Below are 11450 nucleotides of genomic sequence, written 5' to 3' on the forward strand. Positions count from 1 at the left end.
GGTGTTGTCGCGTCGATGGGGCAGCGGCCGCGTCAGGGCTGTGCGGTTTTCGCCGTGCCGGTGGAATGGGTGGCGTTGGCGGCCGAGAGGAAGGCCGGCGGTTCGCCGCCGCCGTGGATCTGCAGGGTGGCACCGCTGATGTATCCGGCGAGCGGAGAAAGCAGGAACGCCACCCCGTTGCCGACATCGTCGGGCCGCGCCATCCGGCCCATCGGGATGGTCTGCCCGACCGCGGCCACCCCGTCGGCGTCGCCGTAGTGCAATTCGGCGAGCTCGGTTTCCACCGCGCCGACGACCAGCGAGTTGATCCGGACCCGGGGCGCCCATTCGGCAGCCAGGGAGACGGTGAGCGCGTCGACTCCGGCCTTGGCCGCACCGTAGGCGGCGGTACCGGGTGAGGGCCGGTGACCGCTCAGGCTGGAGATATTGACGATCGACCCGCCGGTTTCCTGTTCGTTCATCACCGCCTGCGCCGCCTGCGCGACGTGCAGGGCAGCGAGCAGATTCAATTCGATGATCTTGGTGTGGAATTTCGGGCTGGCATCGGCCGCCAGCGCGTACGGCGCTCCCCCGGCATTGTTCACCGCGGCGTCGAGCCGGCCGTACCGGCGCACGATCTCCGCGATCATCTCGCGCACTGCCTCGGCATCACGCACATCGCAGGGCAGGAAGTCGATGGCGCGCCCGTCCGCTTCCACCGGTGTTTCCGCCGGTCGGCGCGCACACGCCACCACGGTCGCGCCGGCGGTCAGCAGGACCCGGCTGATACCGGCGCCGACACCGCGGACGCCTCCGGTTACCAGAACGACGCGATCGGACAGGTCGATTTCGAGTGCCACCGTGTTAACCTACCAAGCAATTGCTTGCTTAGCCAAGATGCTCGAGAATGCGAGATGGGATACGCGATGGGGATCACCCGCCATTCGGAATCCGCCGGTATCGCCGTGGTCACGGTCGACTATCCGCCGGTCAACGCCATACCCTCGGACGGCTGGTTCACCCTCGCCGACGAGATCCGCGCCGCCGGGCGCGACCCGCAGACCCGGGTGGTGGTGTTGCGCGCGGAGAACCGGGGCTTCAACGCTGGCGTGGATATCAAGGAAATGCAGCGCACACCGGGCCACCAGGCGCTGATCGACGCCAACCACGGCTGCTACGAGGCCTTCGCCGCCGTCTACGACTGCCCGGTCCCGGTCGTCACCGCGGTCCAGGGCTTCTGCCTCGGCGGCGGGATCGGCCTCGTCGGCAACTCCGACATCATCATCGCCTCCGAGGACGCCACCTTCGGCCTGCCCGAGGTCGATCGCGGCGCGCTCGGCGCGGCGACCCACCTGTCCCGGCTGGTCCCGCAGCACCTCATGCGCGCGCTGTTCTTCACCGCGAGCACGGCCACCGCCCAGCAGCTGCATCACTACGGCTCGGTGCTGAAGGTGGTCCCCCGCGACGAACTCGACGCCGCGACGCTCGAGGTCGCCAAGGACATCGCCGCCAAGGACGGCCGCGTGATCCGGGCCGCCAAACGCGCGCTCAACGGAATCGACCTGCAGGACGTACACCGCAGCTACCGCTACGAGCAAGGGTTCACCTTCGAACTGAACCTCTCCGGCGCGTCGGACGAGATCCGCGAGCGGTTCGACGACGACCTGGCAGCGCAGAAAGACAAGAACTGACACCGATCCGGAGGATCGATGAATTGATGGAGCGTAAAACCATGCGAGACAAGCGGAAATCGCTGGACGAGATCGTCGGCGAACTGCGCAGCGGAATGACCATCGGCATCGGCGGCTGGGGGTCGCGGCGTAAGCCGATGGCCCTGGTGCGGGCGCTGCTGCGGTCGGATGTCACCGACCTCACCGTCGTCACCTACGGCGGCCCCGACCTCGGCCTGCTGCTTTCGGCCGGCAAGGTGCGCAAGGCCTACTACGGTTTCGTCTCCCTCGACTCGGCGCCGTTCTACGATCCGTGGTTCGCCAAGGCCCGCACCTCCGGGCAGATCGTGGCCCGGGAGATGGACGAGGGCATGCTCAAATGCGGGCTGGAGGCGGCCGCCGCGCGACTGCCGTTCCTGCCGATCCGCGCCGGCCTCGGCTCGGACGTGCCGAATTTCTGGGACGGCGAACTGACCACCGTCACCTCGCCCTACCCGGGCCCGGACGGTAAATCGGAAACCCTGATCGCCATGCCCGCGCTGAACCTCGACGCCGCGCTGGTGCACCTGAACATCGGCGACGCGCACGGGAACGCCGCATACCAGGGAGTGGATCCCTATATGGACGACCTGTTCTGCCTGGCGGCCGAGAAGCGATACCTGTCGGTGGAGCGCATCGTGGACACCGAGGAACTCGTGAAAACCGTGCCGCCGCAATCGCTGCTGCTCAACCGCATGATGGTCGACGCAGTCGCCGAAGCACCGAACGGCGCGCATTTCACCCTCGGCGGCGAAAGCTACGGACGCGACGAGAAGTTCCAGCGCCACTACGTCGAAGCCGCCAAATCGCCGGAAACCTGGCAGACCTTCGTCGACACCTACCTCAGCGGCTCCGAAAACGACTACCAGGCCGCCGTCGCGCGATTCAAGGAGGAGCAGTCGTGACCAGCACCGAAACCATCACCCGGGCCGAGGTGTGCGCGATCGCCTGCGCCGAGATCTTCCGGGATGCCGGGGAAATCTTCGCCAGCCCGATGACGCCGATGGCACAGTTGGGCGCCAGGCTCGCCAAACTCACCTTCGAACCCGATCTGCTGCTCTCCGACGGCGAGGCGTTCTTCCTCGCCGAAACACCGCCCATCGGCGGTAAGGCACCGGTGGAGGGCTGGATCCCGTTCCGCCGGGTTTTCGATGTCCTGGCCTCGGGCCGCCGCCATGTGGTCATGGGCGCCAACCAGATCGACCGCTTCGGCAACCAGAACCTCTCCGCCTTCGGCCCGCTGCAGCAGCCGACCCGGCAGATGTTCGGCGTCCGTGGCGCGCCCGGAAATACGATCAACCACCCGACGAGCTATTGGGTTGCGCGGCACACCAAACGGGTGTTCTGCGACCAGGTCGATATCGTCGCCGGGATCGGCTACGACAAGATCGACCCCGAGAACCCCGCCTACCGGTTCATGAAGGTCCACCATGTGGTCACCAACCTGGGCGTATTCGATTTCGGCGGGCCCGGCCACACCATGCGCGCGCTGAGCCTGCACCCCGGCGTCACCGCCGAAGAGGTCGCGGAGAACACCTCGTTCGAAATCGCCGACCTGGGAACCGCGGAGGAAAGCCGGCTGCCGAGTGACGAGGAACTGCGGATCATCCGTGAGGTCCTGGATCCCAAGAAGATCCGCGAGAAGGAGGTTCCGCAGTGACACCCCGGCTGCGGACCCCGCTGACCGAACTGGTCGGGATCGAACATCCCGTCGTGCAGACCGGTATGGGCTGGGTGGCGGGCCCGAGCCTGGTTTCGGCCACTTCCAACGCGGGCGGTCTGGGCATTCTGGCTTCGGCCACCATGACCTATGACGAGCTGGAAACGGCGATCGCGAAAACGAAGGCGCAGACCGATAAACCGTTCGGCGTGAACATTCGCGCCGACGCGTCCGATGCCCCCGAGCGGATCGACCTGCTGATCCGCGAGAACGTGAAAGTCGCATCGTTCGCGCTGGCGCCGAAGAAGGACCTCATCGCGAAGCTGAAAGACGCCGGTGTGGTGGTGGTCCCGTCGATCGGCGCCGCCAAGCACGCAGTGAAGGTCGCCTCGTGGGGCGCCGACGCCGTGGTCGTCCAGGGTGGTGAAGGCGGCGGGCACACCGGCCCCGTCGCGACCACCCTGCTGCTGCCGTCGGTCCTGGACGCCGTCGATATCCCGGTCGTCGCGGCCGGCGGTTTCTACGACGGACGCGGCCTGGCCGCCGCCCTTGCCTACGGCGCCGCCGGGGTCGCCATGGGCACCCGGTTCCTGCTCACCCAGGAGAGCAGTGTCCCGGATTCGGTGAAACAGGAGTACCTGCGCCGGCAGCTCGGCGAAACCGTGGTCTCGACAAAGGTCGACGGTATGCCGCATCGGGTGCTCAACACCGAACTCGTGCAGAAGCTGGAAGGTTCCGGCCGTATCCGCGGCCTCACCGCGGCAGTCGGCAACGCGACCAAGTTCAAGAGCATGACCGGTATGAAATGGTCGACCCTCGTCCGCGACGGCCTGGCCATGCGCAAGGCCAAGGACCTCACCTGGTCGCAGGTCATCATGGCGGCCAACACTCCGATGCTGCTGCGCGCCGGACTGGTCGAAGGCAACACCGAAGCCGGTGTGCTCGCGGCCGGTCAGGTGAGCGGCATCCTGGACGATCTCCCCACCTGCCAGGAACTCATCGACCGGGTCGTCACGGACGCGGTCGCCCGGATCGGCACCCTCGCCACCCTCCCCCAGAGCGCCGAATCGGCGAACTGACCCGGAACAAGTACAGGCCCCGCCCCGATGTGGGGCGGGGCCTTGTCGTACAGCACAGCCGTCGCAAGGGGCGCCGATCAGGCCGGCCGGACCGGTCCCGAACCTGCGGTAGTCGGTCAGGTCCGGGACATTGGGCACACCTCGCTCTGAGCGGCGCCGGGACGGAACGAACGGCCACCGGTTGTAATCGCATAATGGGCAGGTGTCGACTGCACATCCGGGCTCAACCTCCACCGTGTCGGTATCCATGCCGACCGGTCTACTGACCGCTGTCCGCGACCGGGCCGGTCAGCGCAACATGTCGGCATATATCACCGAAGCGGTGCGCCACCGGCTCGAGATGGACGGGTTGGCCGAGATCGTCGCCGAGTACGAATCGGCTCACGAGCCACTCACCGAAGCCGAGATCGAAGAGGCGTCGCGGGATTTGTTCGGTTCGGGCGGGGCGATCAACGACCGCGGCTCCGCCTAACCGAAACCTGGATTCTTTCGATGGTGCTCGGCGGACTGATGCGCCCTCAGGGACTGTCGGTACCGAGCGCTACCGTGCCTGCCATGCCTTCGACCCCGCATGAAGTGGTGATCGACATGTTCACGGAGAGACCGGGTCTGGTCGCTCCGCTACTTTCCGCGCTCGGCTGCGAGCTACCGGTCTACGACACCGTGAAAACCCGATCGGAGAGAGCAGCGGTTGTGGCGCCCACGGAGTACTACGCCGACGCGGTGGTTGCGTTCGAGCGTGGCGGCGCAACGGTGCTGGCAGTAGTAGTGGAGATTCAGTTACGCCGCGACCCGGACAAACTGTGGTCCTGGCCGGTATACACGGCGTCGCTGCGGGCGCGGATGAAGTGTCCGGTGTTGCTGTTGATCGTCTGCCCGGACAATGGCACGGCGAAATGGGCGGGCCAGCCGTTGACATTCGGGTACGGCAGCCCATCCACCACATTGCGGCCGTTGGTCCTGGCACCTTCCTCGGTTCCGGTAGTCACCGATCCGGACACGGCGACCGAGTTTCCGGAGCTGGCGGTGCTGTCCGCGGTAGCCCACCCGCAGCACCCCGACCACACTCAGATCTGGCGGGCGTTGGCCGCGGGTTTTCGAACTCTCGGGGAAGACCCCGCCCTGCGATACCATGATTTCATCCTGACGATGCTGCCGCGTGCTGTTCGTCCTGCTTGGGAGGCTTTTATGTCCACCGGTCTGCGTGACTACGACTTCACCAGCGACTTCGCCCGCAAGTACGTCGCCGAGGGGCGAGCCGAAGGGCGAGCACAGGGCGAAGCCGAATCGATCCTGACCGTGCTCGACGCCCGCGGAATCGACGTACCGGACCGGGTGCAGGAAACAATCACTTCCTGCGATGACCTCGACCAACTGCGGAAGTGGCTGCGCCGAGCCCTGGAAATCAACCGGGCCGACGAACTGCTCGACTGACGTAACGGCTTCTCAGACCCCTCTGGTGCACTGGCGACGCATACGGCTCGGTCTGTATGTTCACGGCCCGGCGATCAGAAAGACGCACCCGAGAAGGGGGCAGCGCGGTCGCAGGGTACGGGTTGCGGATGTTCGGGGTCGAGGGCGTTGAGCACGAAATAGGCCCCTCGGCGCGACCCGGCCAGTCCCGCGTGGTCCGTGTAGTCGACCGGGCATCCTTCCTGGACCACGATGTTGTGGACATTGCTACCGCCCGGTGGCAGACCGGATGTGTACGGAACGATGAGTTCGTCGTATTGCGTGGCGATATTGGTGTATTCGATCTCGGGCAGGTAGTACCCGCCTGCCCGGACCGCGTGCATGAACGGCGAGCCGGGGTCCAATTCGGCGCACGCGTGACAGATCGGGAAGTGCTCCGGTTGTATCCCGAGCCGCCGGGCGGTGTGCAAAATGATGTCCGCCCCGGCCACGGTGGTGCCGTTCCACGCGGGAGCCAGCGAGACGTATTTGTCGATTTTGTCCCGGCCGCCGAGGTACTTCGCGTAGTAGGCAGGCATCACCGTTCCCTGCGAATGGCCCACGATGTTCACCTGAGTCGCACCCGTCGCGGCGAGAACACCGTCGACGAACACACCCAACTGGCGGGCACTCTCGGTTATCTCGCCCATTCCTCCGACTGCTGTCGCCGGCCACGGCAGTCCGGACGGAGCACCGTAGGTGAGGGAGAATACGCAGTACCCCGCGTTTTTCAGCAACGGAACGTAGGCGCCCCAGTTGGTCTGTTGCGACCCTCCGGTGCCGTGAACAAGCACCACGGGCTCGGGGTGCGCGGGTGTCGGTATGCATCCGTAGTCGTTGGACCCGGGCAGTGAACCGCCTGGGTTCAGGAGTTCCGGTCCTATACCGGCGAAGAAATTGAAATCGACGGGAAGTTCGTCGGCGGTGGCTGTTCCGGCTCCGGCGACCACCGCCAGCCCCGTCACCACCGCACCGAAGACTGCCAGCAGCTTCCTCATGTGCGGAACCTAGCAAATGCTTGGTGGCCGCAGGGGTGATTTCAGCCGAACGGGGTCTCCGGGCGTTCCTGGAGTTCGTCGTCGATGTACAGATCCACCTTCTCGTTGTAGAAGCAGGCCGAGCCGGCGATCTTCTGACTCTCCGGGGTGGGCGTGCGGTAGATCCACACCAGATCCGGGTACTCAGCGCCGCCGACCTCGATGTTCCAGTAGTCGGCATTGCCCTTGTACGGGCAGCTGGTGTGGGTATCCGAGGGCCGCAGCAGGTCCATTCGGATATCCGTGAGCGGGAGGTAGTACCGGGCCGGCAGGCCGGTTTCGAAGAGGATGCGCGGCGTTCGCGAATCCGCCACGGTGACGCCGTCGATCTCCACTCGCACGTGCCGGGAACTGGCGAGGATATCGACGCGCGAGTACGGGTCGCGGGGGTGGACGTAGATCGGTTCGTCCTCCTCGAACCATTCGTCCATCGCGTTCCATTCGAGCCGCACCAGTTCACTCAGTTGCGGTGAATTCGGGTAGATACGCGCCGCACCGGCCGCGACGGCACCGTCGACCACGACGTCGTACCCGGCCCCCTCCCCGCGACGCCGCGAGGGGTGAATGGTGCCGTCCGATTCCAGTTTCGCGCGTAGATCGGCCACCGGTATGTAGTAGGCCGGATAGTAGGGAATCTCCCACACCAGCGCGGGTCGCACGGTATCGGCGACGAGCTGCCCGCCGAAGTAGACCCGCACCCGCTTCTGGATCGTCTCGACCCGGATCTCGTCTCGCTGCGCCTCGGTCATACCTCTCGAGCCTACGCCGGGCACAGCGTGGCCCGGATACAAAAAGGCAGGCCCCGCCGATGGGCGGGGCCTGCGCCGGGACCTCTTGTGGAGGTCAGTCTCCGACCGTCACCGCCTGCGCTTCCTCCACGCTGTGCGGGGCGGGGTCGTGGTCGTCGATATGGGCGAGGGCTTTCCGGCCGGCCAGCAGCACCACCACGCCCACGGCGGTACAGACGGCGCCGACCCAGAACGGCAGGGAGATGCTGGTCTCGCCGAGTTTGCCGGCCAGCCACGGCGCGGCGGCGCCGCCGGCGAACCGGACGAAGCTGTAGGCAGCGGACGCGGTGGAGCGTTCCACCGGCGCGGAGATCATGACGGCCTCGGTGATGAGGGTGTTGTTCACGCCCAGGAACAGTCCCGCGATCACCACACCGACGATCAGCACCGGCTTGTGGTCGGCGAACAGTGCCATCATGGCCAGGTCGGCGGCGAACAGGCCGACCGCGAGCGCGATCATCGGCAGGGTACCGAAACGGGCCTGCAGTTTCGGAGCGATGAACACCGAGGAGATCGCGAGCAGAATTCCCCAGCCGCAGAAAATGAAGCCGATGGCGTAGGTGCCCATATCCAGCGGGAACGGGGTGTAGGCGAGCAGGGTGAAGAAACCGAAGTTGTACAGCAGCGCGGTGATGCTCACGACCAGCAGTCCACGATGGCGCAGGGCTTTGAAGGGCGCGGCAAGCGAGGTGGGTTTCGCGGCCTTCGGCCCTTCGGGCAGCAGTACGACAATGGCGACCAGTGCGATGGCCATCAGCACCGAGACCCCGAAGAAGGGCCCACGCCAGCTGATCCCGCCCAGCAGGCCACCCACCAGCGGTCCGGTGGCGATACCGATCCCGAGTGCGGCCTCGTACAGGATGATGGCCCGCGCGACCCCACCGGTTGCGGAGCCGACGATGGTGGCGAGCGCGGTAGCGATGAACAGAGCGTTGCCCAGCCCCCAGCCGGCCCGGAAGCCGACGATCTGCCCGACCGTATTCGACAGTCCGGCCGCGGCGGCGAAGACGATGATCAGGGCCAGGCCGGCCAGCAAGGTTTTCTTCGCACCGAAGCGGCTGGAGATCACGCCGGTGATGAGCATCGCGACGCCGGTGACGAGCATATAGCTGGTGAACAGCAGCGATACCTGCGATGGGGAGGCGTTGAGCTGCTCGCCGATGGGTTTGAGAATCGGGTCGACCAGGCCGATGCCCATGAACGCGATAACGCTGGCGAAGGCGACCGCCCACACCGCTTTCGGCTGTTTGGCGCTGGTATCGGTGGCCGCGCTTGTCGTGGTGCTCATATAAGTGTCCTCGGTAGCGAATCCTGTTCGGCTGCTGCGTCTATCGCCGCCAGCAGGTCGCGAAGATCGCCCGTCATGCGGGTGAGTCGTTCCGCGTCGAATCCGGCCAGCCGTTCGCTGAGCGCGTTGCGCATGGCCGACCGGAAGGCGGCGAGCCGGGCGCGCCCGGCGGGGGTCAGTTCTACGAGTACGCCGCGGGAATCGCCGGGGTCGCGGCGCCGCGAGGCATAGCCCTGCGACACCAGCCGGCCGATCAACGCGGTCGCGCTCGGTTGTGACGAGCGATCGATCCGGGCGAAATCGCCGACCCGCAGCGCACCGTGATGGTCGAGTACCGCCAGGGCGCGCACTGTGGCGCGGGGTAGATCGTCGGCGCTGATCTCGCCGACCGATCGCGTGAGCCGCCCCGCGGTGACGATCAGGTCGACAACGGTGGCGTCCTTCTCGGTCACCGGGTACGGCTGCACCCCAATATTGTTACATAGGCTAACTATCTATTTCCAGCCCTGCCGGTGGGATACCCGCCACATGCCGCAACTGAGCCAGAAAGGTCGCGTGGTCGTCACCCGGAACCATGTAGTGGCACGCGGCAAGACGAATGATGGCCGCAGCGACGATATCGGCGTCCGCGCCCTCGATCATGGGCCGGATGAGGTCGCGCATCACCGGCATCACGCGAGCCAGTTCCGCCAGGACGTGATCCGGTTCCACATCGACCAGCCGCGCCAGCGAATACGACTGCTGATGATCGACCATGTAGCGCAACGCCGCGTCCAGCCGGGCAGCGCCCGTGAGCCCGCGGGTCGCGGCCGCGAAAGCATCCTCGGTGTTCTGCTGCTCGTACCGGCCGAAGGCGGCGAGCAGCTCCTGCTTGGAGGAGAAGAAACGGTACAGCGTCGGACGCGAAACCTTCGCCGTCGCGGCAACATCGGACAGGTTCAGTTTGCTGTGGCCGTGCCGGCTCAGCACCTCGAAGGTCGCCCGCAGGATCCGCACCCGGGTCGATCCGTTCGAGCTCTCCTCCAGTGCCATTTACATCCTTTACACTTTTTGTAAGTTATGTAACACTCTACCGGTACCGCTCCGATCGGTCCGACAGCCTTCCACAGGTCCGCAAGCCACCCGGACAGCTCGACGCGGCACATTCAATCCAGCTCTAGCTGCAGCGAGGTGAGTCCGATGACGGACACCTGCATATCGGGCGACGAGATCGACTTCGACCCGTTCTCCGACGCATTCTTCCGCGATCCGCACGATATCTACCGGCGACTACGCGCGCAGGCGCCGGTTCACTTCAACCCCACCTACGGCCTGTGGGCATTGTCGAGGTACGCCGATGTCGCGCCCGGCATGAAGGATTTCGCCACTTTCTCCTCGACCGAGGGCATCACCCTGGACATGGTCCTGAACCCCGGGCAGCCGAAACCGGCCACGCCCATGATGATCATGATGGACCCGCCCGAACACACCCGGATGCGCAATCTCGTGCGCAAGGTGTTCACGCCCCGCGCGATAGCGGAACTGGAACCGATGATCCGGAAGATCATCGGCTCCTATATCCGCCGGTTACCCAGCGGCGCATTCGATGTGGTGGCCGATTTCTCCACCCATTTCCCGATCGAAGTGATCAGCTCCATGCTCGGCGTACCCGAAGCAGACCGGGCCCGGCTGCGCGAACTACACGCCATACCGCTCGAGCGCCGGCCCGGGGAAACCGGTATGCGGCCCGAAGCCCAGCAAGCGCTGCAGGAGGTCGGGCGGTACCACTTCGCACTGATCCTGGAACGCCGGGCCCGCCCCCGCGACGATATGATCAGCCGGCTCATCGAGGCCGAAGTCGACCGCGGCGACGGGGTGGCGACCTCGCTCACCGATAACGAAATCGCCGGTTTCATTTCACTGTTGGGCGGCGCCGGGGCCGAAACCGTCGCGAAGTTCATCGGAATCGCCGCCGTGCTCTTCGCCGATCACCCGGAACAGTGGCAGGCCCTGCGCGCCGACCGCTCGAAAATTTCCGGAGCGTTCGAAGAAGTGCTGCGCTACGACGGGCCGGTGCAGTACGACCTGCGCTACACCCAGCGCGACGTGCAGTTCCACGGCCGGACCATCCCACAGGGCAGCCATGTCCTCATGCTGCTGGCCTCGGCCACCCGCGACGAGAACGCCTTCCACGACGCCGGCCGGTTCGATATCGACCGGGCGCACTCCGGGCACAACCTCGGTTTCGGCTACGGCATCCACAGCTGTCTCGGAGCTGCCCTGGCACGGCTGGAAGGCCGGATCGCACTCGACGCGCTGCTCGAGGTGATGCCCGAATACACCGTGGACCGGGCAGGCCTGCGCCGCGCCACGACAACGAATGTGGCCGGCTGGGCGAACGTCCCCGTCCGGGTCGGCTGAACGGAAAGCTGCCGCACCGTGGAGGTATCGCCGGTGCGGCGATACCTCCACGGCGTGA

Annotated in this window: 13 protein-coding genes; 7 read left to right on the top strand and 6 right to left on the bottom strand. The window is 66.0% G+C overall.

Features of this window, described 5'->3' with window-relative positions; all coding sequences use genetic code 11:
* Positions 1-32: 32 nt before the first annotated feature.
* Positions 33-839 carry an SDR family oxidoreductase gene (locus ACFWPH_RS11370; RefSeq protein WP_378749953.1) on the bottom strand — a complete coding sequence of 269 codons (807 nt, stop codon included), beginning with the start codon at positions 837-839 and terminating at the stop codon, positions 33-35.
* A 66-nt stretch (positions 840-905) separates the two neighbouring features.
* On the opposite strand from ACFWPH_RS11370, the gene ACFWPH_RS11375 reads away from it, so the two are divergent.
* From ACFWPH_RS11375 to ACFWPH_RS11400, 6 genes are all read left to right on the top strand, one after another.
* Positions 906-1670 carry an enoyl-CoA hydratase family protein gene (locus ACFWPH_RS11375; protein ID WP_378750656.1) on the top strand — a complete coding sequence of 255 codons (765 nt, stop codon included), beginning with the start codon at positions 906-908 and terminating at the stop codon, positions 1668-1670.
* A gap of 41 nt (positions 1671-1711) precedes the next feature.
* The gene (locus ACFWPH_RS11380) at positions 1712-2593 is read left to right on the top strand and encodes a CoA transferase subunit A (protein ID WP_378750658.1); all 882 of its coding nucleotides are present in this window, start codon (positions 1712-1714) and stop codon (positions 2591-2593) included.
* Positions 2590-3348: a CoA-transferase subunit beta gene (locus ACFWPH_RS11385; RefSeq protein WP_378749955.1), complete on the top strand. Its 759-nt coding sequence runs from the start codon at positions 2590-2592 to the stop codon at positions 3346-3348. Before ACFWPH_RS11380 ends, ACFWPH_RS11385 begins: the two co-directional genes overlap by 4 nt.
* Positions 3345-4427, top strand: a complete 1083-nt coding sequence (locus ACFWPH_RS11390; RefSeq protein ID WP_378749957.1) for an NAD(P)H-dependent flavin oxidoreductase — start codon at positions 3345-3347, stop codon at positions 4425-4427. The genes ACFWPH_RS11385 and ACFWPH_RS11390 overlap by 4 nt, the downstream gene beginning before the upstream one ends.
* A gap of 202 nt (positions 4428-4629) precedes the next feature.
* Positions 4630-4899, top strand: a complete 270-nt coding sequence (locus tag ACFWPH_RS11395) for a hypothetical protein (protein WP_378749959.1) — start codon at positions 4630-4632, stop codon at positions 4897-4899.
* Positions 4900-4982: 83 nt separating this feature from the next.
* A complete protein-coding gene (locus ACFWPH_RS11400; protein ID WP_378749961.1) occupies positions 4983-5861 on the top strand; it encodes a hypothetical protein in 879 nt (292 codons plus the stop codon).
* A gap of 74 nt (positions 5862-5935) precedes the next feature.
* Here the strand turns inward: ACFWPH_RS11400 and ACFWPH_RS11405 are convergent, their stop codons facing one another.
* From ACFWPH_RS11405 to ACFWPH_RS11425, 5 genes are all read right to left on the bottom strand, one after another.
* Positions 5936-6877, bottom strand: coding sequence for an esterase/lipase family protein (locus ACFWPH_RS11405; protein ID WP_378749963.1), 942 nt, complete (start codon positions 6875-6877; stop codon positions 5936-5938).
* Between the two features lie 41 nt (positions 6878-6918).
* Positions 6919-7665, bottom strand: a complete 747-nt coding sequence (locus ACFWPH_RS11410) for a DUF427 domain-containing protein (RefSeq protein ID WP_378749965.1) — start codon at positions 7663-7665, stop codon at positions 6919-6921.
* Between the two features lie 94 nt (positions 7666-7759).
* Complete coding sequence (locus ACFWPH_RS11415) at positions 7760-8992, bottom strand: MFS transporter (RefSeq protein WP_378749966.1); 1233 nt, start codon at positions 8990-8992, stop codon at positions 7760-7762.
* Positions 8989-9459 (bottom strand): MarR family winged helix-turn-helix transcriptional regulator, encoded by a 471-nt coding sequence (locus tag ACFWPH_RS11420; RefSeq protein WP_378749968.1) that lies wholly within the window; start codon positions 9457-9459, stop codon positions 8989-8991. The genes ACFWPH_RS11415 and ACFWPH_RS11420 overlap by 4 nt, the downstream gene beginning before the upstream one ends.
* A 19-nt stretch (positions 9460-9478) precedes the next feature.
* On the bottom strand, positions 9479-10024 hold the full coding sequence (locus tag ACFWPH_RS11425) for a TetR/AcrR family transcriptional regulator (protein ID WP_378749970.1): 546 nt from the start codon (positions 10022-10024) through the stop codon (positions 9479-9481).
* 147 nt (positions 10025-10171) lie between these two features.
* Here ACFWPH_RS11425 and ACFWPH_RS11430 point away from each other — a divergent pair, with 147 nt between their 5' ends.
* The gene (locus ACFWPH_RS11430) at positions 10172-11392 is read left to right on the top strand and encodes a cytochrome P450 (protein WP_378749972.1); all 1221 of its coding nucleotides are present in this window, start codon (positions 10172-10174) and stop codon (positions 11390-11392) included.
* The last annotated feature ends 58 nt before the right edge of the window (positions 11393-11450 follow it).

Origin of the sequence: Nocardia sp. NPDC058499 (genome assembly GCF_042719915.1) — a bacterium.
In the GTDB taxonomy this organism is placed as follows: Bacteria; Actinomycetota; Actinomycetes; order Mycobacteriales; family Mycobacteriaceae; genus Nocardia.

Bases quoted from the DNA above. Each gene is read 5' to 3' on its own strand.
- ACFWPH_RS11375 (WP_378750656.1), top strand. From the start codon at position 906: ATGGGGATCACCCGCCATTCGGAATCCGCCGGTATCGCCGTGGTCACG.
- ACFWPH_RS11380 (WP_378750658.1), top strand. From the start codon at position 1,712: ATGCGAGACAAGCGGAAATCGCTGGACGAGATCGTCGGCGAACTGCGC.
- ACFWPH_RS11400 (WP_378749961.1), top strand. From the start codon at position 4,983: ATGCCTTCGACCCCGCATGAAGTGGTGATCGACATGTTCACGGAGAGA.
- ACFWPH_RS11405 (WP_378749963.1), bottom strand. From the start codon at position 6,877: ATGAGGAAGCTGCTGGCAGTCTTCGGTGCGGTGGTGACGGGGCTGGCG.
- ACFWPH_RS11410 (WP_378749965.1), bottom strand. From the start codon at position 7,665: ATGACCGAGGCGCAGCGAGACGAGATCCGGGTCGAGACGATCCAGAAG.
- ACFWPH_RS11415 (WP_378749966.1), bottom strand. From the start codon at position 8,992: ATGAGCACCACGACAAGCGCGGCCACCGATACCAGCGCCAAACAGCCG.
- ACFWPH_RS11425 (WP_378749970.1), bottom strand. From the start codon at position 10,024: ATGGCACTGGAGGAGAGCTCGAACGGATCGACCCGGGTGCGGATCCTG.
- ACFWPH_RS11430 (WP_378749972.1), top strand. From the start codon at position 10,172: ATGACGGACACCTGCATATCGGGCGACGAGATCGACTTCGACCCGTTC.